Origin of the sequence: Mesorhizobium sp. 113-1-2, assembly GCF_016756475.1 — a bacterium.
Classification (GTDB): domain Bacteria; phylum Pseudomonadota; class Alphaproteobacteria; order Rhizobiales; family Rhizobiaceae; genus Mesorhizobium; species Mesorhizobium loti_C.
Genome location: NZ_AP023242.1, coordinates 3436728 through 3461079, shown reverse-complemented (window position 1 = coordinate 3461079; position 24352 = coordinate 3436728). Strand labels below are relative to the sequence as shown.

Below are 24352 nucleotides of genomic sequence, written 5' to 3'. Positions count from 1 at the left end.
TAGGATTCAGCGGACCGTCCGCCCCCCGCATGGTCCGCGGAAAGCAGCCGTACCAAAAAAGCTCATACCCCTACCCAACGAGCCCCGTACGGCTGTGCCGGCCGGTCCCGTCTATCGCAAAGGACGGACCGGCCGGATTACCGCTCCCTCCACACGCTGGCACATCAATCGCTTCGTCATCCTGGGGCGGAGTAAGGAGCGCAGCGACGCGGCGCAGCCCCCAGGATCCATGCCGCGACTTCGAAGCCTCGCCACGGTGCAGAATTCTGCTCCGCTGCACGCCACGGCTAAGGTCACGGAATGGATCCCAGGGTCTTCGCGACGGAACTGCGCTCCTGCTTCGCCCAGGGATGACGACGCGATGCGCGGCTTCCGGGAAACGATGAAGGCTCTAAGGCCCGCCAGGTCCACCAGGCCCACCGGGACCGCCAGGTCCACCCGGCCCACCGGGGCCGCCCGGACCACCGCCGGGCGCGTCCGGCCCGCCCGGCCCAGGAGGCTGACCAGGCAGACCGGGTGACTTGGGCCCGGGCATGCCGGAGCGGTTTGGCCCGCCGGCACCGCGACCACGCGACGCCGACACAATATTGCCCTCGCGATCGAACCCGACCTCGATAAATGCCCTGACGACACCAGTCGATTTCTCATCGCCGTTCTGATTGTCGACGGCGACGCCAAGACCCGATTCCAGCCGCTGTCCGCGGCGCTGCAAAAACGTCTCGTAAAGAACATCGGCGACATTGGCCTGCGGCACCGGCGCTTCCGCTTCCAGATGCACCACTTTGTATCCGCCCTTGGCCTTGGTGAGGGTCAGCTGAACGCGCCGATTTGCCAGCGGCGACGATCCGGGGCCGATCTTGAGCTGCCCGACCTGCAACGCACCTGAGCGCACCACCGCCAGGCCGCGAAGCTGATAGGTCTGCTGGTGCGGCCTGGCCTCCACCAGGCTGGCGACGATTTTCCCGTCGGGCCGGCGAATGCCGTGGACGGCCACGATATCGCCTACCCCGACCGTCAATCCCTCCGCTAGCTGGCTGGTGTCGACCTGCTGTCCCAGCACCCGCATCGAGCCGGCGGTCTTGCGCTCGACCGGTCCGACCACCTCACTGGTGACATGGATGGCTGAGGTCACGATGCGATCGGCCTGTTGCACCACCGCGACGCGCACGACATGCCCGATCTTGAGGCTGTCCGGGGCGAGGCGGACGCCGTCGATCCAGACCGGCACGTCGGGCTGGTACTGAACCCGCACGCCGTTGACGAAAATGCTGCCGAAGCGCTGGATCGTTCCGACGATGCCGGTGCCGCCGATGCCCTGGTCGCCGTCGGTCCCTGCCGTCCAGCCGGTGCCGCCAATGCCCTGGTCTTTCGACGGTTCGGTCGCCCGCGCAAGCAGACTGAATAACACCGCCGGCACGGCGGCTGCGAGCGTTAGGAAATCCCGTCTGGTCGGTCTCCCGCTCATGCCGTCTCTCCGCCGGCACCCTTGTTTTCAGGCTTTTCCTCGGCAACCAGCGACGTGCCGTCGGAGGTGAGGATATAGACACCCCAGTTCCACCGGCTGGTGCCGCCTGGATCGCTTTGAATGGCCTGGTTTGCGTATTTGTTCAGGCGCAGCAGCGTTTCGACCGCGATCTCGCGGCTGTAGGCCTCGAGCGACCTGGCCAGCTCTTCCGACAGCCCGTCATAGTGGACGGCGCGCTCGAGGAAGGGCGGCGCGTCGGCCAGGACGTTGTCGACCGAGGCCGCCGCGTGATCCCCGAGATTGCGGGCAAAATAGTAGAGCCGGACCTCGCCGTCGCCGCGCGGCACCATTGCCCCTTCCATCAGCACGATCCGGTCCTTGCCGTCGATTTCGACCAGCTTCCGGTCGAGCCAGTCGTCGAGAACCGCGCGTGGCCTGAGATCGCGGGTCACCGATTCCACCAGGCCGGCAAAGGACGGCTCTCCCGCCTCGCTTGTCCGCGCCAGCGGTAACGGCACGCCCTTGGCGTCGACGAACTGCGGATCGGCGAGCCAGCGCGCGACGATGGCGCTCGTCCTGGAAACGGCATCGGGCACCACCCGCACCGGAGCGCCCGCCCCTCTCAGCCGGCTGACTTCCTTCCGGTGGACACCCGTCAGCAGGCTGACCCTGGAGTCGGTCTGCTGCTTGTCCGGCAAGGCGAATTCATGCTCCGCCACATTGACGTAGAGCTGGCGCAGCAGATCGACGAAGGCCGGAAAGGTTACGCCACATTTGATGGCAAGCCGCACCAAAGGGCGAAGAACCCGGTTCAACGCGTTCTGGACCCCTGCGGCATCCAGATATTGTCCCGCCGATTTGCTCATCGTCGTCCTTCACTTGCCAATCGTGAAATCGGTCATCCATCCCTCGGAAATTCCTGCCGAAAATAGCTTGTGGGAAATGCTTCCACAAGGGCACCCGCCAAAGAAGCGACATCGGCGGCCCTTCTGTTGCGTCAGTTCCGGTTGGCCGCATCCAGACGGGGAACGATGCTTCGACTTGGCCGAAATCATCCCGGGGCGAGTTTCACGCCAGTTGACACGTGTGAAATTTTCCCACAACTATGGTCCGGCAGCTGCAACCGCCAGCCCATGCTCGTCAAGGAGAAGCCTTTTGAAGAAGCCTTATGTCAGACCAACCATAGTCCGGGCCGGAGGAATTTTCGAAGAAACACCTGGTGAAGTCACCGGCGGTGCCAGCACATACGCCGGAAATGGAAAGCATATCGATCCCGTTATTTTGATAGCCGCCGATATTGTCTCGTCCTATGTCTCGAACAACCCGATTCCCGCCGCCGAACTGCCTGACTTCATCGGGAAAATCCACGCGTCGATTCGCAATATTTCGGATGGCGCTGCCGATGGTGGCCCAGACGAGATCCGATATGCCGTCCCCGTGAAGAAATCCGTCACCCCCGATTTCATCATCTGCCTGGAGGACGGCAAGCGTTTCAAATCGCTGAAACGGCATATCGAGGCGAACTATGGCCTGACGCCGGACCAGTATCGCAAGAAGTGGAACCTGCCTTCCAACTACCCGATGGTGGCGCCAAACTATTCCGCGACCCGCTCGAAACTCGCCAAATCCATGGGGCTAGGCCGCAAATCAAAATAGGCGGCCGGAGGCGGCGCGCGCCGCCCTCACAGCGCCAGGCTCCCCTGCTCCGCCTCCTCGGCATTGGGGTCGCCGGGCGCCGTGGCCCAGGCGAGTTCGACCAGCGTCACGGTGCGCTTTCCCGTGCCGTCGAGCTGGCAGACGATCAGGCCTTGCTCCTCGATATAGGTCAGGAGACGCCGGGCGCGGCGCAGCGAGTGCGAGCCATAGGCGCGCGCGATCGCGGCGTCGCTCGGGCACGGCCAGCCTTCCTTGGCCGCCCGCGCGATCATCATGAACACGCCCTGCATGTCGTCGGGCAGCAGCGAGGCGCGCACGGATACGTCGCGCCACGCGTCATCCTGCGTCGTCTCGGAGCCAAGGCCGGCGCGGGCGCGCGTCAGCATGCGGCGGAATTCGGCGAGGTCCGGCACCACAGAGGCGAGGCCCTCGATGCGGCAGCGCACGACGAATTCCTGGTAAAGCACGCCGATGACGCGAAAACCCGCATCGGGCTGCGCCAGGATGGCGCGCAGCACGCGGTCGACCCGCTCGCGCCGCTCGGCCAGATCCTCGGCGCTGATTTGCGGCTCCGCCGGTTCGGGGCGGATTTCCAGCGCCGCCGATTTCGCCGCCATCAGCTGGTCGAGCAGGTCTGGTGACGCCACCCGGCGCGGCGTGCGCACCGTCTCGGGCGGAGGCGCGGCCAGGATGATCGCGCGTGCGTCCTCAAGGGCTGATTCCGGCATCGCCATCAGCCGCGGCGTGCCGTTGCGCGGGCTGGTGTCGGTCGGGCCGATGCGCAGCCCCAGCGGCCGCCGTGACAGCGCCGGCCCCAGCGCCATGAACTGCCCGCGCTCCAGATCGCGAAATGCTTCCGCCTGGCGCCGCTCCATGCCGAGCAGATCGGCGGCGCGCGCCATGTCGATGTCGAGGAAGGTGCGGCCCATGAGGAAATTGGAGGCTTCCGCCGCGACATTCTTGGCGAGCTTGGCCAGCCGCTGCGTGGCGATGATGCCGGCGAGCCCCCGTTTGCGGCCACGGCACATCAGATTGGTCATGGCGCCAAGCGAGAGCTTGCGCGCCTCGTCCGAAACCTCGCCTGCCACCGCCGGCGCGAACAGCTGCGCCTCGTCCACCACCACCAGCATCGGATACCAATGGTCGCGGGCAACCTCGAACAGCCCGCCGAGGAAGGCGGCGGCGCGCCGCATCTGGTTTTCGGCGTCGAGCCCTTCGAGGTTGAGCACGGTGGAGACGCGATGGATACGCGCCCGCTCGCCGGCCGCCTGCAGGCCGCGCTCGGTATGCTCCTCTGCATCGATCACCAGATGGCCGTAACGCTCGCCGAGCGAGACGAAGTCGCCTTCGGGGTCGATGATGGTCTGCTGCACCCAGGGCGCGCTCTGCTCCAGCAGGCGGCGCAACAGATGCGACTTGCCGGAGCCCGAATTGCCCTGCACCAGAAGGCGGGTCGCCAGCAGCTCCTCGAGATCGAGGTTCGCTGGGGCGCCCGCCGTGGTGTGTCCCATCTCGATCGCAACGGTCATGTCTCGACTCAAAAAGGTCTCCTGCGCAGCATGGGGCTTAGCAACCCAGGTGCTGCCCGTCGAGCACCGATGGCCCGCCATAGGGTGTTGCACACAGGTGTGAGGGACGACCAAGGGCCATAAGCGTGATCGCCGGCCTGTGGATAGTAACCACCTGTTCACCATGAGCCGGCGTTTCGATTGAAGGCGTCCGGCATCCGCGTAGCCTGACCTTGCATCGCGCCCCAACGAGATGCACCCCAACGCCCCAAATGGCGGCCGGCGTCTTCAAGTTTCCTTTGTGTATGCGCCGGTCGTCAGTTTTTCCGCCAGTAGGCAAACCCCATTCGTCATTGAGCCGCCACTTTAGGCCGGTTAGCATGGGGCGGGCTTATCGGGGTTATGCATGGCGGGTTGGCATCGCTTTGCTTTTTGCGCTGCATTGCTGCTGGCGCTGCAGGCCGTCGTGCTGGCATGGCCGGCACGGGCCGATGACGCCAGGCCGTTGCGCGGCGTGGCGCTGGTCATCGGTGAATCGCAATACCGTTCCCTGCCCGCGCTTCCCAACCCGGCCAACGATGCGCGCGCCGTCGCCCAGCTTTTGACCAGCCTCGGCTTCGAGGTCAGCTCCATTCCCGATGGCGACGGGCCTCGCCTAGGGCGCGGCCTCAAGCATTTCGTCGAGGACGCGGCCGGCGCCGACGTCGCCCTGCTCTACTATTCCGGCCACGGCATCGAGGCCGGCGGCGAGAACTACCTGGCGCCGGTCGAAGCCGACGCCTCCTCGCTTGCCGATCCGGCGAACCGGCTGGTTCCGGTCTCCACTCTGCTGGCTGAACTCAAGGCCAGCGTGCCGGTGGCGATCGTGCTGCTCGACGCCTGCCGCTCCAACCCGTTTCCGCCTGACGCGACGCTGAACGCCCCATCAGGCCCGGCACCGTTGGCCGCCGCCGGGCTCGATCTCGCTCGGGGTGTCGCAGCCCTCGCCGATGCTGCCGATGCGCCGCAAAGTCTGGGCGAGGTCATCGGCTTTGCCGCCGCGCCTGGACGTGCGGCGCTGGACGGCGAGCCCGGCGGCAACAGTCCGTATGCCGCGGCCCTTTTGAAACATCTCGCGGCTGGCGGTTTCGCCTTCGGCGATGTCATGACAATGGTCACCGAGGAAGTCTACGTGAAGACCGGCGGCCGGCAATTGCCCTGGACGAACGCCAGCCTGCGGCGCCTGCTCTATTTCGGCCAGGCACCGGAAGAGACCGGCAGCGACGAGGCCTCGATCCGTTCCGCACGGCGCAAGCTCTTGCTGACCATCGCCGCCACGCCCGCCGAGCAGCGCTCGATGGTCGAAACGGTGGCGGCGCAAAATGAGGTGCCGCTCGACCAGCTCTACGGCATGCTCGGTGCCTTGCAGGTCGACACGTCGGCCGGTCCCGCCGATTTGCGGGCGCAGCTCGCCGCAGGCGCGCAGAAGTTGCGTGAGATCCTCGACCGCCACGATACCGAAACCCGGCAGGATCCGGAATTGATTCGGCTTTCCGGCCTTGCCGACCGCGCGCAATCGGAAGGCGCCATCCAGCTGGCGCTGACCTTCCGCGCCAAGGCGAGCGCTCGCGCCGAGGTGATCGACAAGCAACTCGATGAGGCAGAGGCCGATATCGGGCAGCGGCGGCTGGAGCTGGCTGATACTTTTGCCGACCATGCCCGCACGGCGATCCTGAATTTCGACTATCGCACAGCAGCAGAGCGCTACGAGGACGCCTTCCGCCAGGCCGAGCGCTGGGATCCGAAGACCGCCTTCATCTACAAGATCTTCGAGGGCGACGCGCTGACCGATCAGGGCATGATCAAGGGCGAGAACGCCGCGCTGTCGCAGGCGGTCGACGTCTACGAAGCGGCAAAGCTCCTGCCCGGGGTCACCGTCTTCACCGGCGGCCCGGCCGGCGTCGCCATCAACGAAGGCGTCACGCTGACAGCGCTGGCCGCGCGCGAAAACGGCACGGCGCGCGTCGAGCAGGCGATCAAGGTCTATGAGGACGCGCTAAAAACCTTCACCCGCAAGCGCACGCCGGCAATATGGGCCACCGTGCTGATCAATCTCGGCAACGCCTATGACCTGATGGGACAGCGCGCCGGCGGCACGGTCTATTACGCCAAGGCCATGGATGCCTTCCGCCAGGCAACGAAGGTCTACACGAAGAAGACCAATCCCGATGAATGGGCCGGGCTGCAGAACAACATCGGCAATGAATTCACCGCGCTTGGCGACTCCGGCGATGCCAGGAAGAGCTACGCGGCGGCGATCGATGCCTTCCACGGCGCCCTCTCCGTGTGGACGCGCGACAAGGTACCGGTGCAATGGGCGATGGCGCTGGCCAACCTGGCCGTCGCCTTGCAGAGACTCGGCGAGATCGAGGGCGGCACGGAGAAACTGGAGGCATCGCGGGCCGCCTTCCAGGATGTGCTGGAGGTGCGCACCCGCCAGACCCAGCCGGTCGACTGGGCCAACACGCAGAACAATCTCGGCGCCGTGCTGCTGTCGCTTGGCCAGCGCGGCAAATGCCCGGACTGCTTCACCCAGGCGCTTGCCGCCCTCGACCAGGCGCATGAGGTGATCACCCGCAGGCAGGACCCATTCACCTGGGCGACCATCACCTACAATCAGGGCCGCGCCTATCGCTTCATGGGCGACGCCGAAAACAGTGTGCCGCGCTACCGCAAGGCGCTGGAGCAGATGGACCTCGCTCTAACGGAATTGACGCGCGAAAAATCGCCGGTCATCTGGGGCAAGACCCATTCGGTACGCGGCGAAATCCTGCTCGCCATCGGCACAAAGACCCATGACAAGGCCAGCTTGCTTGCGGCCCGCGACGCCTTCACCGCCGCCCGCGACATTTTTCGCGAGCAGCATTATTCCCCAGGCTTCGAAGGTTTCTACGAGAAGGAACTCGGCCTGGTGGACCAGCAGCTTGCCCTGGCGAAATAAACCTGGACGATGTTCCGATATCGGCCGGGCGTAGCCTCTGGCTTCGCATCAGCTTGGTCGCCGCTTTGGCGCCGTGTCTCAGGCAGGCGTCACCGGCGGCAGATGCGGCGCATCCAGCCCCTCGAAAGGGTCGCGCCAGGCGTCGATGGCTTCGAGCTGGCGATACCAGCGGATGAGCGCGGAATAATCCTCGAGCGGCAGGCCGGCGACTTCGTTGAAGGGCAGGAACGTCGCCATGCGGAAATCGGCATAGGAGACCCGATCTCCGACCAGCCATTGCCGGTTGCCAAGCGCTGCTTCCAGGATTGCCGCCGTCGTGTGGAACAGCTTCAGCCCCTCCTCGACCAGAAGATGATCGATTGGGCCCAAGTGATAACGCTGCTTGGTGCCGCGCTCGAAATGCACCATGTCGCAGGCCCGCGCAAAATTCTCCTTGCCCCAGCTCAGCCAGCGGATCATGTCGGGTTCGTCATGGCCGGTGCGCCAGAAATCCGATCCGACGTCGCGCGACAGCCGGCAGGCTATGGCGTCCGCTTCCCAAAGACTGCCGCCCGGCCACGCCAGTATGGGGAGGGAAAGGTTGGGATTGAGCGGTCGGAATCGCTCCGCTTGCCCCGGCGCGAAGGGTGACGCAAATTCGAAGGTCACCTGCGCCTCGAGATGGCGTGCCACCGCGACCGCCAGGCGCGGATTGGGATTGCGGCTGAAGTACAGTTTCATTTCGCTTCCAGCCGGCATTGGCTCGACCTTGTCACGCATAGATGCCTCTCCCTGTCCTGGCGAACATCGCCAGACCTAGGACGGAGGTGGCCGATCTAATCCGACAAAGTGTGGGTTGACCACCATCGATGGCGAGGCGACACTTCATCTCGCACCAAGGCAGGAGGAATTGCGATGGACGAGCCCGAACGGTGGCGCCACATGTCGACAGCGCCCAAGGACGGCAGCCGGATCCTGGTCACGGTCCGTCCCTCCGAGCAAGGGCCGGCGGAAGTCGACCTCGCCTACTGGGCGCGCGGCGACCAGTTCGCCGGCGAAGGCTGGCGGGCGTCGGATTCCTCACCCGGCCGCGTCGTCGAATATGCCGAACCGGAGCTGAAATGCTGGATGCCCCTGCCCTCGGCCAATCTCAGCCGCGGCGGCTCGATGCCGGCGCCGTGGGAGGGCGACGACGCGCAGCAGCTGGATGGGTCTGGGATTTAGCGGCCGCGCGCGCCTTCCGATCTAATCTTCAAAACAAAAACGCCGCCGTGGCCGGGTTCGGGCCGTCGCGGCCGGTAGCCGAATCCATGCCCGCGATCGTCTCCAAATCCTGCGCGTCCAGTTCGAAGTCGAAGACGTCGAAATTGGCCGCGATGCGGTCCTGGCGGACCGATTTCGGGATGACGATCAGCCCTTGCTGCAGGTGCCAGCGGATGATCGTCTGCGCCGCCGACTTGCCGTGCTTCCCGGCAATGCCCGCGATCGTCGGGTCGCTGAGCAGCCGGCCGCTGCCCAGCGGGCTCCAGCTTTCCGTATGGATGTTGTGCCGGGCGTGAAATTCCCTGAGCGCGCGCTGCTGGAAACGCGGATGCAGCTCGATCTGGTTGGCCACCGGAACCACGCCGGTCTCGCCGATGATGCGTTCCAGATGGTCCCTGTTGAAATTCGAAACGCCGATCGACTTGATACGGCCGGCCTGCTTGAGCTCGATGAGGGTCTTCCAGGCCTCGACATATCTGTCCCGGCTGGGCACCGGCCAGTGAATCAGGAACAGGTCGATCTGCTCGACGCCGAGTTTTTCCATCGTCTCGTCGAAAGCGCGCAGCGCCGCGTCACGCTGGTGGGCGCCGTTGCGCAGTTTCGAGGTGATGAACAGCTCGCGTCTCGGCACATCGGCTGCACGGATCGCCTCGCCGACGCCCTCCTCGTTCTGGTAGCCTTCGGCCGTGTCGATCAGCCGGTAGCCGGCCTTGATCGCCCAGCCCACAACTTGGGCGGTGATGTCGTGATCGACCTGCCACACGCCAAGGCCAAGCTGGGGAATGGTGGCGCCGTCATTCAGCGTGATCTGTGCGGGCATGGTCGGGTCCTTTGCGAAGAGATGTCCGGGCGGTCGCCCAACGCAGCCTATCTAGGCACGCGCTGGGACGACGACCAGTCGCCGTGGACAAATTCGCGAGGCTCGAACTTCGCAGCCCTGATGTCTGCGTCAGGGGAACCGGTTCATTTCGGCCGGCGCACCGCCCGCACCACTCCGGTTGACGTGCTGCCGCAATAGAGGCGGTCGCCGCCATCGGATTCCAGCCCCGAAATGCCGATGCCAGCCGGCATGTCGAGCGTCTCCAGGAGCTTGCCGGTTTTCGGGTCGACGCGGCGCAGATCGCTCTCGTCGCCTTCCCAGGTGGCGTGCCACAGCTCGCCATCCACCCAGGTCACCCCGGTGACGAAGCGGCTGGATTCGATGCTGCGCAGGATCTTTCCGGTCTCGGGATCGATCTGGTGGATCTTGCGCTCCCGGTATTGCCCCACCCAGAGCGTGCCTTCGGCCCAGGTCAGCCCGGAATCGCGGCCGCCGCCGGGCGCCGGGATGGTGGAGACCACCGCGCCGGTATCGGGATCGATCTTCTGGATGCGATCATCGGCGAGCTGGTAAAAATACCGGCCGTCATAGGCGGTGCCGGCATGTGCGGCGACATCGATCGAACGCAGTTTCTGCCCGCTTTGCGGATCGAAGGCATTCAGCCTGTCGCCAGAGGCAAACCAGACATTCTCGCCGTCGAAGCTCACCCCATGGATTCGTTCGATCCCGGGGAAAGGTCCGTATTCGCGCAGGATTTCGGCCGGTGAATGTTTCATGTCTTGATCCTCGTGTGATGGTGGAATGATCCATTCCTAACCAGTTGCCAGCGGCGCCGGGAGTAACAAGGTGGTCGTGAATCCGGCCACCGGCGGCGTCATCCAACGGCGCGCCCGGCCATGGCCGAAAGACTGCACCTTGCCGGCCTCGGCAAGCGGCTCGAGCGCCCGCTGCACGCTGCGCTGGCCGGTTCCGAGCGCCAGCGCGAGCGCCGAACTCGACCAGGCCTCGCCGTCGGCGAGCAAGGCCAGCACCGCCGCATGGCGCTCCTCGATCGGCCGCGCCAGCACCATCACCGCGCGCGCCTGGCGCGGCGCCAGCGTAAAGCCGCGCTTGGTGGCGCTGATGTCGGCCAGCGCGGCAAGCTCGGCGCGCAGCCGGCCGATCTCGACGCGCAAGCGGGCACGGTGCGATTCATCGGCATGCTTGCCGCCAAAGGCGCGCGCCACGAGTTCCTCCCGCGAGACATCGCCGGGCCAGGCTTCAGCGAGTGCCCGCGCCAGTGCGAACAGCACCGGCCGGCTCGCCAGCGAGACCGTGCTGTCGCCGGCACGCACGGCGTAGCGAAACGCGTCGACGACCAGCGCCGGCGACCCCTGCAGCGCCTCGACCTCTTCGAGCAGCAGCGGCCGCTCAGCACCTTGCGTGATCAGCCGCGCCGCCGGCGTTTCCAGCGCCAGCGATGCGGTGGCGACCTCCGCCATCAGGCCTGGAATACCCGCCTGCCGGGCGGCGTTGCGTGCCCATTCCAGTGCCGCCCGCGCCGGCCGGGTTCGGAGTCGCCGCATGGCGATGCCGGCGACGGCGAGTTCATGCGCGGCCCTAGCGGCCGGCGGCAGCGGTGTCGGGTCGAGCCCGGCCAGCACATGCTCGGCCTCGTCGAGACGACCGATCAGCAGCAGGCGTCGCACCTTGAGGTGGCCGGCATGCGCCGCGTTCAGCCGGTCGCCATGCTTTTCCAGCGTCGTGCGCGCCGCGTCGAGCGCCTTGGCCGGCCAGCCCAGGTCACGCGAGACCAGCGCGATCTCGGCCTCGGCGACGACGCATCTGGCGCGCGCGACGGCCTCTTTCGGGCTGAACGCGCGGGCCGCTCGCCGTAAGAGCAGCTTGGCGCGGTCGAAATCGCCGAGCTGCGCCATGGCTATGCCGCGCAGCGCCAGCGCCGGCGCATCCTCGCGCAAGGCGACGCGGTCGAGCGCGCCGAGCGGATCGCCCGCCGCCAGCGCCAGCGCCGCCGCCGTGATCAGCGAGTCCATTCAAATCCCGTCACACTTGTAACTCCCACCCCCGCACCGCCCTAACTTAAATCACCATTGCCGGCCAGCAAGCCGCATCGAGCCGAGGGAGACCTAGCCATCTGGCTGAGAACACACGATTGACGCCAATTCCGGCACTCGCTAGCCTGAGCATCTCAGGTATTCATATTAAGCATCTCATTAGAGGTAGTTGAAAATGCCTGCAACCGACAATCTCGAACACACCGCACGGCCCCGCCATCCCTGCTGCGCCGGGCCGGAGGATGCAAATCCCGTCGCAGATGTAACTCACCCCACCCCGCTTCACCGCTCTAGCCTGGATTCCCAGGTGGCCCGCGACGGCACCACTGGCAAAGGAGAAGACCAATGACCAAGCACATGACGATGCAGACCCCGCCGATCGTTTCCAGGCAGGAATGGGACGCCGCGCGCGAAAAGATGCTGGTGAAGGAAAAGGCGACGCTGCGCGCCAAGGACGCGCTCGCCGCCGAACGCCGGCGCATGCCGTGGATGGAAGTGGACAAGGCCTATGTGTTCGAAGGCCCGAACGGCAAGGCAAGCCTGCTCGACCTGTTCGAAGGCCGCCGCCAGCTGATCGTCTACCGCGCCTTCTTCGAACCGGGCGTCTATGGCTGGCCCGATCATGCCTGCCGCGGCTGCTCGCTCGGCGCCGACCAGGTCGGCCACCTCGCCCATCTCAACGCCCGCAACACCACGCTCGCCTACGCCTCGCGTGCGCCGCAGGCCGATATTGCGCGGCTGAAGACACGGATGGGCTGGGCGATGCCCTGGTACACGATCACCGACAGCTTCGACAAGGATTTCGGCGTCGACGAATGGCACGGCCACAACGTCTTCATCCATGACGGCGACCGCATCTTCCGCACCTATTTCATCAACAGCCGCGGCGACGAGGCGATGGGTACGGTCTGGAGCTATCTCGACGCCACCCCGCTCGGCCGCCAGGAGGTCTGGGAGGACTCGCCCGAAGGCTACCCGCAGACCCCGCTCTACAGCTGGTGGAACTGGCACGACAATTATGAAGCCGGGGCCGACAAGAAATGGGCCGAAGTGGCCGCCGCCGGCGAAGCCGCGTTCAGGGATAAAGCTGAGTAGGAACGGCTGTCCAACTTGGGTTCCTCGCCCCACGAAAGTGGGGGGTCCGAAGGACGGGCGAGACGCGTGGCTCGCCCCGGGACGGTGGCTCGGCGAAGCCGAGACGGAGAGGGGGCTGCGCCCTACGAAGGCCCCCTCTCCGTCCGCTTCGCGGACACCTCTCCCCCGCCTTTGGCGGGGGCGAGGAACCGGATCCTGACGGGGTCACAACCATCAAGGAAAAAGACCATGAGCGACATCCACACGAGCGCCGGCGGCACCGTCCCCGAAAGCACCGAAGCTGCCACCCTTGGCATCGCCGACTGGCTGTGCCTCGCCGCGGCACCGACCTTCGCCGTGATGGCCCTGCTCTCCTGCATGCAGGGCAGTGATGCGGCCATGCTGTGCATGGGTGCCTCGCCGCTGACTGGCATGGCCGCCATGTATCTCCTGATGAGCGCCTTCCACCTGGCACCCTGGCTGCGGGTGATTTCAGGCCGTCATATCCGATAGAGCCGCCCCGCCGCATCAAACATCCCCTTATTCGGAGACAGGCAATGAAGCTCGTCAGGCTGAGAGCGCCGGGTGGCTTGGACAGGCTCGACCTGGTTGAGGAAGATCCGCCACAGCTGGGACCCGGAGAAGTGATGGTGAGGATCCGCGCCTGCTCGTTGAACATGCGCGACGATTTCGCGGTGCAAGGCAAGACACCGCTGGCCGATGGCCGCGTGCCGCTGTCCGACGGCGCGGGCGAAGTGATCGCCGTCGGCAGCGGCGTCGATGCGCTCAAGCCCGGCGACAGCGTCGTCAGCACCTTCTACCCCTGGTGGCAGGACGGCGACATGACACCCGCCACCAGGCGCGACATTCCAGGAGAAAGCTTCGACGGCTTCGCCAGCGAATATGTCTGCATGCCCGCGCAGGCCTTCACGAAAGCTCCGGCGGGCTACACGCATGCCGAAGCCGCGACGCTGACCTGCACCGGCGTCACTGCCTGGCGAGGCTTGGTCGTGTGCGGCAAGGTGAAGCCAGGCGACACGGTGCTGGTTCTCGGCACCGGCAGCGTGTCGATGTTTGCGCTGCAATTCGCCAAGGCCGCCGGCGCCAGGGTCATCGCCACCTCCTCCGACGAGGAAAAGCTGGAGCGGCTGAGCCGCCTCGGCGCCGACGCCGTCATCAACTACAAGGCGGTGCCAGACTGGGGCCACAAGGCCAGGGAGTTGACCTGCGGACGAGGCGTCGACCACGTGATCGAGGTCGGCGGCCCTGCCACGCTGGCGCAGTCGATAGCCGCCTGCCGCACAGGCGGTCACATCGCCCTGATCGGCGTTTTGACCGGCTTTGCCGCCGATGTCTCGATCCCGGCCGTATTCTCGAACCAGATCCGCATCAGCGGTATTTCGATCGGCAGTCGGGCGGATCAAGAGGACATGATCCGTGCGATCGAGATCAACGGCATAAAGCCTGTCATCGACCGCCGTTTCCCCCTGCGCGACATCGCCGCCGCCTTCACGCACTACGCAGCCCAGAAGCATTTTGGCAAAGTCTGCCTCGAGCTTTAGGATGTCCATCAGCAACAGCTAATTGACAGCCTGCCGGAAACGGCGCTCACTGGCTCGTAAAGGTGGATCGCAGCAACAGGCGGCCGATATCGGCCGCCGGCGTCACCTTGGGGAGGATGCCATGCCAACCGTCATCGGTCATCACAACATCACGAAAGACAGCAAGCACTGGTTGAGCTCACCCAAGCGAAAGGAGCTTTTCGGCTCGCTGGGGATCACCAATATCCGCACCTTCGTCGATCCGCAAAACCCGAAGCGGGTGGCCGTGATGATGGACGTTCCGGACATGGATAAGATGGCCGCACTGATGCAGAGCAAGGCAGCCGCCGACGCGATGGCGCATGATGGCGTGGTGCCGGAATCGCTGGTGATCCTGGTCGAGGCGAAGGCGTAGCCGCGCCGCCAGCAGGGGTGCACGTCTTTAGCGTCAGCCAGACATGCGCGCGGGTTTCCCCCGCGCCCATCTCCCCTACATCAATTACACTTCGGCTTGGCGCTGCTGCAGGCGTCGACCAGTTCGGCCGGCGGATCCTTGTGGAAGACGGTCTTGTAGGATTCCAGCACGTTGGACTGCACCACCGGCAGCGACTGCACGCCGACCCAAGCGGGCGTGGGTTGCCCGATCAGCGCCTTCATCATGGCCATCGCCTCGGCGACGCCCTGATCATAGGGGCGCTGCGAGCCGGTTGCCTTGAGTGGCCCGCCCTTGGCGATCTCGATCGCCGACTGCAGGCCGAGATCGACCGTGGTGATCGGAATGTCGATGCCTTGCGCACGCATCGAGGATAGCGTGTCGAGCGCCGGCTGGTCCCAGACCGCGAACAGGCCTTTCACATCGGGATTGCCGGTGAGGAAGTCGCCGGCGATCTGCGAGACTTTCGATGGATCGGTGAAGTCGACCTGCTTCAAGACGATGTCGGGCCGGTTCGCCTTCATCCACTCGCTGACCCCCTTGGTCCGCTCATTGGTGCTGAAATAGTCGACGCCGAAATTCACCAGCCCGATCGTGCCACCCTTGGGCATGCAGGACGCCAGGATCGTTGCCGCGATCTGACCATTGCCCTGGCTGTCGGCCGAGATCATCGAGGCAAAATCCTTTGGCGACGAGAGGCCAACCGGAATGCTGTCCATGAACACCAGCTTGATGCCGGCCTCGCCCACTTTCTTGTAGGTCGGCGCCGTCGCGGTGAAATCGACGGGGATGGAAATGATGCCGTCGGGATGCTGCTGGATGGTGTTCTCGATATCGGCGATCTGCTTGTCGACTTGATATTCGGCCGACGCCACGCCGGTGACGGTGACGCCATATTTGGCCAGCGTTTCGCTGATGCCCGCCACCTGCAGCTGCGACCAGTCGAGGTTGACCGTCTGCATGGAGATGCCGACCTTGAACTTGCCGGCCTTGACCTTGGCGGCTTCGTCGTCGGTCAGTTTCAGCTCGTCGGGCGAAGCCGCCTTTTCGCCATGCGGGCCCTGGCCGACAATGCCCTTGGGGCCAAGCGTCGCCATGTCGACGCCGGTAACGCAGGTGTCGGGCGTTTGCGCGAGACTGAGCGACGTCGACAGCGCGAAGGCGCTGGCGGCGAGGCTGAATGTGCCGAATAGGATTCGTGCCGATTGTTTCATGACTTCCTCCGTTGATCTCTGACGTTTGTTTTGCCGTTTGGAGCCGGCTGTCTTCTGCTGATATCCGCGAGATGCGCGCCTTACCTCCTCGTGAACGCGACCGCGGCGACGATGATTGCTCCCTTGATGACAAGTTGCAGCGACGAGCTGACGCCGAGCAGCACCAGCCCGTTGTTGAGCGTGCCGATGATCAGGCTGCCGAGCAGCGTGCCGAGCACGAAGCCGCGGCCGCCGAACAGGCTGCAGCCGCCGAGGATGACCGAGGCGATGACGTCGAGTTCCATGCCTTGCACGACATCGGGCCGCGCCGCGTGCGAGCGCGCCGACAAGATCAGCGATGCCAGACCGGCGAGCGTGCCGGTCAGCACGAAGGCGAGCGTCGTGACCTGCTTGATATGGACGCCGGAATAAAGCGCCGCCGTCGGGTTGCCGCCGGCGGCGTAAACCCGCCGTCCATAGACACTGTAGTGCAGCAGCAATATGCCGGCGATGGTGACGCCGAGCGTCCACAGGATCGGCGCCGGGATGCCGAGCACCGAGCCCTCACCGAAGATCGCGAAATAATGCTCGTTGGTGATGATGACCGGCTTGGTGTTGGTGACCATCAGCGCCAGGCCGCGCGCGCCACTCAACGTGCCCAATGTCACCAGGAAGGACGGGATTTCGAGGCGCGTGGTCAAGAGACCGTTGATCAGCCCGATCAGCGCGCCCGTGCCCAGCCCCGCCACAGCACCGACGACCCAGTTGTTGGCGACAAAAGCCATGGCCAGCGACGCGCTCATGCCCGAAAGCGCCAGCGTCGAGGCGACCGACAGGTCGATCTGCCTGGAGATGATGACGAACGTCATGCCGACCGCAATGATCGACACCAGCGTCGTCTGGCGGCCGATGTTGAGAAAATTGTCGATCGACAGGAACCAGGGCGATGCCAGGCTGAAGACGATCAGCATGATAGCGAAGGCGACATAGAGCATGTAGGGACGCTCGCCCTGCAGCAGATGCCGCAGCGCCGAGCGACCGCTCGGTTGGTTGGCGGCGGCTTTTGCCGGGCTTTGGGTTTCGGTCATGCCGCGTGCTCTTCCGATGGCTGCGAAAGTTGAATGAGGTGATGGAGATCCTCGGCGCTGCCGAAGTCCGGCCGCGCAATCGTCCTGGTGATGCGGCCATCGACGACGATCGAGATGCGATCACAGAGCTGCAGCAGTTCGGAGAGATCCGAAGACACCAGCAGCACACCGCTGCCGCCGGCCGCCGCGGCACGAATGACGCCGTAGATCTCCTCGCGCGCGCCGACATCGACACCGACCGTCGGCTCGTCGAGCAACAGCACGCGCGGCCGCGGCTCGTTCCATTTGCCGAACACCACCTTCTGCTGGTTGCCGCCGGACAGGTTCTTCACCAGGGTCGACGCGCCTGGCGCCTTGACGGAAAGCCGGCGCATCGCCGCATCGGCGTGTTCGCTCGCCGGACGGCGCTGCAGCCAGCCAAGGCGCGAGAAATACGGCAGGCGCGGCAGGGTCAGATTGCGCTCGATCGAATGTTCGAGAACCAGGCCTTGGACGTGCCGGTCCTCCGGCACCAGCGCGATGCCCAGTTGTATCGCCGCCGCCGGATCTGTGCCCTTCAGCGACACACCGTCCAGCCTGGCCTCACCCGACTGGACGGGTCGCAGGCCGAAGATGGTCTGCAGGATTTCGGTGCGGCCGCTGCCGATCAGACCGGCAAGGCCATGGATCTCGCCGGCGCGCAATTCGAGACTGGCCCCATCGAGCCGGTCATTGCTGACGCCTTTCAATTCGAGCACGGGCCTTTCGGATGACCCGACGGATGACAGCACGCTTTGCCGTGATGCCGTGCTGCCCGTCTTCAGCACAGCATGATCCGGCCCGACGATCGCGCCGACCAATTGCCGCATATTGGTTTGCGCCGTGACGAAGGTGCCGGCGTTCTGCCCGTCGCGGAACACGGTGACCCGGTTCGAGATGCGGAAGACCTCATTGAGGCGGTGGGTGACATAGATCACCCCGACGCCGCGCGCCGCGACCGCCCGGATGGCCTCGAACAGGATTTTTTCCTCATCGTCGGTCAGCGCCGAGGTCGGCTCGTCCAGGATGAGCAGGCGCACATCGCCCATCAGCGCCTTGGCGATCTCGGTCATCTGGCGATAGGCGAAGGGCAGCGAGCCGACCATGGCGCGGGCATCGAGCGGGATGTTCTGCGATTTGAGGAAGGCTTCGGCCTGCGCCACCAGTTGGCGTTTCTTCAAGAAGCCAAGCGGCGTCTTCGGCTCTCGTCCCAAAAGGAGATTGTCGGCGACCGAGAGCGACTCGACCAGGCTCAGATCCTGATAGACCACCGCCACGCCGGCGTCGCGCGACTGGGCGGGCGAGGAAAACGAGACAGGCTTGCCGTCGATTTCGATCGAGCCGCCATCATGCACATGCACGCCGCTCAGGATCTTAATCAGCGTCGATTTGCCCGCGCCGTTTTCACCAAGGAGCGCGTGCACTTCACCGGACAGGATTTCGAGACTGACACCGCGCAGCGCATTGACGCCGCCGAACCGCTTCCTGACGCCCTCGACACGCAGCAAGGGGGCCTCGGAAATCAGCGCAATCGAACCCTGTTCGATCATGACGCCCGCACTTCCTCCCTTTGACGCGTCCCCTACCCAGACTGTCCGGAGCCTCTTTTGAGACTTCTCTTACTTTTTTTGTGACTTTTCCATCACCTTGGGGAAATGTCAAACGGAGTCAGGCTGGCGGCCGGAATGAATCCGGCCCGACCTCGCCATGTTCGGTAATGATGGCGTCGAAGCCGTCCATGGCTGAGAAAAAGGCGCGCTTGAGCTTGCCGATCTTGCTGGAGTCGATGACCAGATAATTTTCGCGCGCCAGGCTCATCACCTTCTGTTTCACCACCGCCTCGTGGAAATGCTCGCAGGTGGCGCCGCGCTTGGCATCGACGCCGGCGGCGGACAGGAAGGCGGCGTTGATGCCGACGCTGTTCAAAATGTCGAAATCATGCGTGCCCGAAAAAGACGCCGACGCCGGATGATAGACGCCACCCAGCATGATGATCGTGACGTTAGGCTTACGGCTCAGGCGCTCCGCGACGTTCATGGCATAACATATTGCCGTTATTTGATAATTGTCGGGAACGAGATCGATCAGATGGATCAGCGTCGTGCCGCAGTCGATGAAGATCGTCTCGTCGGGCCGTATCTTGCGCACCGCATGCGCGCAGGCTTCGCGCTTCGCCGCCGCATGGCTGTCGGCCGCGGTCGCCAGTTCGTAGGGAACATCGGCCTCGATCTCGGCCGCCGCCAATATGTGCCCGCCGAGATAGGCTATCTGCCCCTGGTTGGTGGCGATGTCGCGCCGCACCGTCATCTCCGAGACGCCAAGCAGCGCCGCCGCTTCGCTGAGATGGATAACCCGTCGCTGCGACAGCAGATCGATCAGCCGGGCCGTCCGTTGCGCTTTGCGAGCAGTCATGCGTTGGGCCTGTGCATCCCCTGAAATGTGAGGATTTTAACAACCGCTTTCATTCAGATGCAAGCGCGACGTGCGGGGTTCGCCTTGCCATGGCTAACGGACGCGCCTGTTTACGGGGTTTTGCTTGGCTGGGACTGGTCGCGGAAACCGTCAGGCCTTGGCTGCCGCGCCAAACCGCAGCCCGTCCATCAACAGCTTGACCAAGCGCCGCGAGCGGTCGCGCCACTCCGGCGTGTCGGGCGCCGAATAGATGCCCGAGAGAGCGTGCAGCACGTCCGAGGCGTCGACATCGCCGCGGATGGTGCCGTCAGCCACCGCCGCCTCGACCAGTTGCCGCAGGGCCTGCGAGACGCGGCCCGACGTGTCGGAAAACAGCGTCGAATTGGTGGTGAGCAGGATGCGCAGGCTGGTCGCCAGGCCGCGCTTGGTGGCGATGTAATCGACGAAGCGCCGCATCCATTCTTCCAGCGCGATGTCGGAAGGATGTTTCGCCGCGAGCTCGCCGGCAGCAGCACACAGCGCCTCCACCTCGCGGCGGTAGACCACCTCGACCAGATGCTCGCGCGTCGGGAAATGCCGGTAGAGCGTGCCGATGCCGACGCCGGCGCGGCGCGCGATCTCCTCCAGCGAGGCATCGATGCCGCGCTCGGCAAAGACCGACGCCGCCACCTCGACCAGCCGGTCGCGGTTGCGCTGAGCGTCGGCGCGCAGCGGTTTTTCCACTGCGGCCTTCTCTGCGGCGATGTCGGCGTCTGCCAATTTTTTCTCCACGGACCAAATATGGGGGCTTGAACCCGGCCGGGCCAGCTCCCACCTAACAAACGGAGGCGCCTCCGCTTTAGTGGAGTGCCTTTATCATATAAGAAGGGGAAGCGGTATGTCACGTCTTTCGAACCTGCAAGCCGACATCTCCCCTGCCCGCCTGTTTCCCGGGACATCCGCTGTCATCTCCACCTCCGCCCACACCTGACCTTAAGGTTACCTTGCCCTTCTCCGGCAAGGCACCAGTTCACTTCCCATCCGCGTCAAGCAAACTGGAGCCAGACGCCCATGACCAGCCTTCCCATCACCCTCACCATCAACGGACACCGACACGCGCTGGAGGTCGACCCGCGCGTAACCCTGCTCGACCTCTTGCGTGAGCGGCTTGACCTCACCGGCACCAAGAAAGGCTGCGACCGCGGCCAGTGCGGCGCCTGCACGGTGCTGGTCGACGGCAAGCGCATCAACTCCTGCCTGGCGCTGGCGGTCAGCCATGACGGCGCCGATGTCTTGACCATCGAAGGCGTGGCCCATGGTGAAGAGCTGCATCCGGTGCAGGCCGCCTTCATCGCCCATGACGGCTTCCAGTGCGGCTTCTGCACGCCCGGCCAGATCATGAGCACGCTCGGCCTGATCGCCGAGGGACAGGCCGGCGACGATCCCGAACGCATCCGCGAGGGGCTGAGCGGCAACATATGCCGCTGCGCGGCCTATGGCGGCATCGTCGAGGCCGTCCTGGAAGCCCAGGAAAAACTTGCCACAGCCGACCGGAGGGCCGCGGCATGAGAGACTTCGACTATATCAGACCCGCCACCATTCCCGACGCCATCGCGGCGGCGGCCGAGCCGGGTTCGGCCTACCTGGCCGGCGGCACCAATCTGCTCGACCTGATGAAGGGCGGCATCACCAGCCCCGAGCGCGTCGTCGACATCTCGCGGCTGCCGGAACTCAACCGCATCGAGCGGCTGGACGATGGCGGCCTGCGCATCGGTGCGCTGGTCCGCAATGCCGATCTCGCCCACGACGCGGCGTTCGCAAAAGCCTATCCGGCGGTGGCCGAAGCGTTGCTGTCGGGAGCCTCGGCGCAGCTTCGCAACGCCGCCACGGTCGGCGGCAATCTCCTGCAGCGCACGCGCTGCAGCTATTTCTACGACACCGCCAGCGCCTGCAACAAGCGTGTATCCGGCGCCGGCTGCGATGCACTGGGCGGCGAGAACCGCCTGCATGCGGTGCTCGGCTGGAGCGATGCCTGCATCGCCACCCATCCGTCGGACTTCTGCGTGCCGCTGGTGGCACTCGACGCCGTCGTCGAGATCGAGGGCAAGAAGGGCCGGCGCCACGTCACGCTGGCTGAATTCCACCGGCTTCCCGGCGAAACGCCGCAGCGGGAGAATGCGCTGGAGCCGGGCGACCTGATCGTGGCGGTGCGCCTGCCGGCCGAGGCCGCCTCCTTCGCGGCCAATGCCCGTTACCTGAAAGTCCGCGAGCGCACCTCCTATGCTTTCGCCGTCGTTTCGGCCGCCGCGGCCCTTGTCGTCGATGGCGGCAAGATCCGCGCCGCGAGGCTGGCGCTCGGCGGCGTCGCGGCCAAGCCGTGGCGGGCGCGCTCGGCGGAAGCCGTCCTGCTTGGCGCCGATGCCAACGCGGCGACCTTCGCCAGTGCGGCGGACGCCGCCTTGGCCGATGCCAGCCCCTCCGGCGACAATGCGTTCAAGATCGAGCTTGCCCGCCGCATCGTGGTGAGAGCGCTGAAATCTGCCTTGGCGGGAACGCCCGAGCGGCTGCCGGCCCTTCCTGCCTCCCCGTTCTCAAACAGTCCCGGAGCGCACCATGACGCTTGAACTCAGCCTCAACCAGCAACCCGCCCATATCAGGCAGGGCTCCAGCATCGGCCAGCCACTGACCCGCCGCGACGGCTTCCTGAAAGTCACCGGAGCCGCGCGCTACGCGGCCGACAACCATCCGCCCGGCATGCTCTACGCCGTGCTCGCTGTCTCCAGCATCGCGCGCGGCCGCGTTGCCTCGCTGGATGTCGAGGCAGCCAAGGCGCACAAGGGCGTGGTCGAGGTGATGACGCCCAAGAACCGGCCCGCGCTCGCCGCCGACCCGGATGCCAAGGACCATCCCTTCATGTTCCGGCTCGACCTGCTGCAGAACGACCAGGTCCGCTACCCCAACCAGAGCATCGCCGTGGTGATCGCCGAAACGCTGGAGGCGGCGACCGAGGGGGCGGCGCTGCTCTCGCCGCGCTATGAAGCGCTGCCGGCGCGCGTCGGTCTAGACGGTGGCGAAAGCTTCGTGCCGCGTGGGGTCGGCGTCGGCAATCCGGCCGTCCAGCACAAGGGCGATGTCGAGGCCGGCCTCAAATCGGCGAAGACGCGGATCGAGGCCACCTACGAGACGCCGGCCCAGTACCACAACGCCATGGAGCCGCACGCGATCGTCGCCTCCTGGGATGGCGACCGGCTGTCGATCGACACGCCGAGCCAGGGCCTGGCCCTGGCGCAGGGCCGCATCGCCGGCCTGTTTGGCATCGCGCCGCAAAACATCCACATCCGCAGCCCCTTCCTCGGCGGCGGCTTCGGTTCGAAAGGCATGATTTCCGGGCCGCAGGTGCTGGGCATCCTGGCGGCGCGTCTCGTTGGCCGTCCCGTTAAGCTGGTGCTGCGGCGCGAGCAGATGTACGGGCCGGTCGGCCACCGCGCGCCGACGCTCCAGACCCTGCGCATGGGCATGGATGGCGAGGGGCGGCTGACGGCCATCGACCATCACGCCAAGACCACGTCGAGCACCTTCGACGATTTCTTCGAACCGGCGGCGGACGCCTCGCACACGCTCTATGCCAGCCCTGCCATCACCACCTCGCACGAGGCGGTGCGGCTCGACACCGGGACGCCGCTGTTCATGCGCGCGCCCGGCGAAGCCACCGGCTCGATCGCGCTCGAAAGCGCCATCGATGAGGCGGCGCACGCCTGCGGCATGGACCCGCTGGAATTCCGGCTGCGGAACTATGCCGAGGTCGAGCCGATGACCGGCAAGCCGTTTTCCTCCAAGGCACTGCGCGAATGCTACAGACAGGCGGCCGAGACGTTCGGCTGGGCGAGCCGCCCGATGCAGCCGCGACTGATGCGCGACGCCGACGGTTTCCTCACCGGCTGGGGCATGGGCACCGCGACCTTCCCGGCCCTGATGTTCCAGGCCGAAGCGCGTGCGGTGCTGAAGGCCGATGGCAGCGGCCTGATGGAGACCGGCGCGCAGGATATGGGGCAAGGCGCCTGGACCGCCTTCGCCCAGATCGCCGCCGACGGGCTGGGGCTCGACATCGACCAGGTCGATTTCAGGGCCGGCAGCTCCGACCTGCCCAATGCGGGCATTGCCGGCGGCTCCGGCCATACGGCGACGGCCGGCATGGCGATCCACAATGCGGGTGCCGCCGTCATCGCCAGGCTCGCCGATCTCGCCACCGGCAACGAGGCCTCGCCGCTGTTCGGCGCCGGTAATGAGGGCGTTGTGGCGCGCGGCGGCCGGCTGTATCGCCGCGACAACGAAAATCGCAGCGAAAGCTACGCCGAGATCCTCACACGCGCCGGCCTGACGGAGATCGAAGGCCACGGCAAGGGCGCTCCAGACCCGGCGTCCCAGGAGACCTATGCCAAGCACGCGCATGGTGCCGTCTTCGCCGAGGTCAAGGTCGATCCCGATTTCGGCCAGATCCGCGTCACAAGGCTGGTCGGCGCCTTCGCCGCAGGGCGGGTCATCAATCCCAGGCTTGTGCGCAGCCAGTATTATGGCGGCATGATCTGGGGCGTCTCCTTCGCGCTGCACGAGGAAGCCGTCACCGACCGGCGCTCGGGCCGGATCCAGAATGCCAACCTCGCCGAATACCATGTCCCGGTGAATGCCGACGTGCCGTCGGTCGAGGCGATCTTGGTCCATGAGGACGACCCTTACGTCAATGCGCTCGGCATCAAGGGCGTCGGCGAAATCGGCGTCACCGGTACGGCTGGCGCGGTTGCCAACGCGGTCTGGCATGCAACCGGCGTGCGGCCCCGCCGCTTTCCGATTCGCATCGAGGATCTGCTGGCCTGAAAAGGGGCGAACGCCCG

General features: G+C 65.6%; 22 protein-coding genes. 10 read left to right on the top strand and 12 right to left on the bottom strand.

The window, feature by feature from the left end:
• Positions 1 to 391: 391 nt before the first annotated feature.
• Positions 392 to 1465, bottom strand: coding sequence for a DUF5666 domain-containing protein (locus JN279_RS16700; RefSeq protein WP_096448064.1), 1074 nt, complete (start codon positions 1463 to 1465; stop codon positions 392 to 394).
• On the bottom strand, positions 1462 to 2331 hold the full coding sequence (locus tag JN279_RS16695; protein ID WP_096448066.1) for a DUF6502 family protein: 870 nt from the start codon (positions 2329 to 2331) through the stop codon (positions 1462 to 1464). The genes JN279_RS16700 and JN279_RS16695 overlap by 4 nt, the downstream gene beginning before the upstream one ends.
• 400 nt (positions 2332 to 2731) lie before the next feature.
• On the opposite strand from JN279_RS16695, the gene JN279_RS38250 reads away from it, so the two are divergent.
• Positions 2732 to 3121, top strand: coding sequence for a MucR family transcriptional regulator (locus JN279_RS38250; protein WP_244734736.1), 390 nt, complete (start codon positions 2732 to 2734; stop codon positions 3119 to 3121).
• 26 nt (positions 3122 to 3147) lie between these two features.
• Here the strand turns inward: JN279_RS38250 and JN279_RS16685 are convergent, their stop codons facing one another.
• Complete coding sequence (locus JN279_RS16685; protein WP_096448070.1) at positions 3148 to 4650, bottom strand: ATP-binding protein; 1503 nt, start codon at positions 4648 to 4650, stop codon at positions 3148 to 3150.
• A gap of 385 nt (positions 4651 to 5035) precedes the next feature.
• Between JN279_RS16685 and JN279_RS16680 the strand changes: the two genes are divergently transcribed.
• A complete protein-coding gene (locus tag JN279_RS16680; RefSeq protein ID WP_096448072.1) occupies positions 5036 to 7609 on the top strand; it encodes a caspase family protein in 2574 nt (857 codons plus the stop codon).
• A gap of 78 nt (positions 7610 to 7687) precedes the next feature.
• Here the strand turns inward: JN279_RS16680 and JN279_RS16675 are convergent, their stop codons facing one another.
• The gene (locus tag JN279_RS16675; RefSeq protein WP_096457564.1) at positions 7688 to 8329 is read right to left on the bottom strand and encodes a glutathione S-transferase family protein; all 642 of its coding nucleotides are present in this window, start codon (positions 8327 to 8329) and stop codon (positions 7688 to 7690) included.
• A 174-nt stretch (positions 8330 to 8503) separates the two neighbouring features.
• Here JN279_RS16675 and JN279_RS16670 point away from each other — a divergent pair, with 174 nt between their 5' ends.
• Entirely contained in the window at positions 8504 to 8812 is a 309-nt protein-coding gene (locus JN279_RS16670) for a hypothetical protein (RefSeq protein ID WP_096448074.1), read from the top strand.
• Between the two features lie 28 nt (positions 8813 to 8840).
• Here the strand turns inward: JN279_RS16670 and JN279_RS16665 are convergent, their stop codons facing one another.
• From JN279_RS16665 to JN279_RS16655, 3 genes are all read right to left on the bottom strand, one after another.
• Entirely contained in the window at positions 8841 to 9671 is an 831-nt protein-coding gene (locus JN279_RS16665; RefSeq protein ID WP_202353392.1) for an aldo/keto reductase, read from the bottom strand.
• A 143-nt stretch (positions 9672 to 9814) separates the two neighbouring features.
• Positions 9815 to 10447, bottom strand: coding sequence for a Vgb family protein (locus JN279_RS16660; protein WP_202353391.1), 633 nt, complete (start codon positions 10445 to 10447; stop codon positions 9815 to 9817).
• Positions 10448 to 10483: 36 nt separating this feature from the next.
• The gene (locus tag JN279_RS16655) at positions 10484 to 11704 is read right to left on the bottom strand and encodes a helix-turn-helix domain-containing protein (protein WP_202353390.1); all 1221 of its coding nucleotides are present in this window, start codon (positions 11702 to 11704) and stop codon (positions 10484 to 10486) included.
• A 366-nt stretch (positions 11705 to 12070) separates the two neighbouring features.
• On the opposite strand from JN279_RS16655, the gene JN279_RS16650 reads away from it, so the two are divergent.
• From JN279_RS16650 to JN279_RS16635, 4 genes are all read left to right on the top strand, one after another.
• Positions 12071 to 12820: a DUF899 domain-containing protein gene (locus tag JN279_RS16650; RefSeq protein ID WP_096448082.1), complete on the top strand. Its 750-nt coding sequence runs from the start codon at positions 12071 to 12073 to the stop codon at positions 12818 to 12820.
• A 228-nt stretch (positions 12821 to 13048) separates the two neighbouring features.
• On the top strand, positions 13049 to 13312 hold the full coding sequence (locus JN279_RS16645; RefSeq protein WP_202353389.1) for a hypothetical protein: 264 nt from the start codon (positions 13049 to 13051) through the stop codon (positions 13310 to 13312).
• Between the two features lie 44 nt (positions 13313 to 13356).
• Entirely contained in the window at positions 13357 to 14361 is a 1005-nt protein-coding gene (locus JN279_RS16640; RefSeq protein WP_202353388.1) for a zinc-dependent alcohol dehydrogenase family protein, read from the top strand.
• A gap of 121 nt (positions 14362 to 14482) precedes the next feature.
• The gene (locus JN279_RS16635) at positions 14483 to 14755 is read left to right on the top strand and encodes a hypothetical protein (RefSeq protein WP_032930995.1); all 273 of its coding nucleotides are present in this window, start codon (positions 14483 to 14485) and stop codon (positions 14753 to 14755) included.
• An 80-nt stretch (positions 14756 to 14835) separates the two neighbouring features.
• On the opposite strand, the gene JN279_RS16630 is transcribed toward JN279_RS16635, so the two are convergent.
• The 5 genes from JN279_RS16630 to JN279_RS16610 form a co-directional block, all read right to left on the bottom strand.
• Positions 14836 to 15987, bottom strand: coding sequence for a substrate-binding domain-containing protein (locus JN279_RS16630; RefSeq protein WP_202353387.1), 1152 nt, complete (start codon positions 15985 to 15987; stop codon positions 14836 to 14838).
• A gap of 80 nt (positions 15988 to 16067) precedes the next feature.
• Positions 16068 to 17054 (bottom strand): ABC transporter permease, encoded by a 987-nt coding sequence (locus tag JN279_RS16625; RefSeq protein ID WP_202353386.1) that lies wholly within the window; start codon positions 17052 to 17054, stop codon positions 16068 to 16070.
• A complete protein-coding gene (locus JN279_RS16620; RefSeq protein ID WP_202353385.1) occupies positions 17051 to 18622 on the bottom strand; it encodes a sugar ABC transporter ATP-binding protein in 1572 nt (523 codons plus the stop codon). The genes JN279_RS16625 and JN279_RS16620 overlap by 4 nt, the downstream gene beginning before the upstream one ends.
• A 118-nt stretch (positions 18623 to 18740) precedes the next feature.
• Positions 18741 to 19484, bottom strand: coding sequence for a DeoR/GlpR family DNA-binding transcription regulator (locus JN279_RS16615; RefSeq protein ID WP_202353384.1), 744 nt, complete (start codon positions 19482 to 19484; stop codon positions 18741 to 18743).
• 150 nt (positions 19485 to 19634) lie between these two features.
• Entirely contained in the window at positions 19635 to 20255 is a 621-nt protein-coding gene (locus JN279_RS16610) for a TetR/AcrR family transcriptional regulator (protein ID WP_202353383.1), read from the bottom strand.
• 279 nt (positions 20256 to 20534) lie between these two features.
• Here JN279_RS16610 and JN279_RS16605 point away from each other — a divergent pair, with 279 nt between their 5' ends.
• The 3 genes from JN279_RS16605 to JN279_RS16595 are packed head-to-tail and all read left to right on the top strand — an operon-like array spanning position 20535 to position 24335.
• The gene (locus JN279_RS16605) at positions 20535 to 21032 is read left to right on the top strand and encodes a (2Fe-2S)-binding protein (RefSeq protein ID WP_096448098.1); all 498 of its coding nucleotides are present in this window, start codon (positions 20535 to 20537) and stop codon (positions 21030 to 21032) included.
• On the top strand, positions 21029 to 22087 hold the full coding sequence (locus JN279_RS16600; protein WP_202353382.1) for an FAD binding domain-containing protein: 1059 nt from the start codon (positions 21029 to 21031) through the stop codon (positions 22085 to 22087). The genes JN279_RS16605 and JN279_RS16600 overlap by 4 nt, the downstream gene beginning before the upstream one ends.
• Complete coding sequence (locus tag JN279_RS16595) at positions 22077 to 24335, top strand: xanthine dehydrogenase family protein molybdopterin-binding subunit (protein WP_202353381.1); 2259 nt, start codon at positions 22077 to 22079, stop codon at positions 24333 to 24335. The genes JN279_RS16600 and JN279_RS16595 overlap by 11 nt, the downstream gene beginning before the upstream one ends.
• The last annotated feature ends 17 nt before the right edge of the window (positions 24336 to 24352 follow it).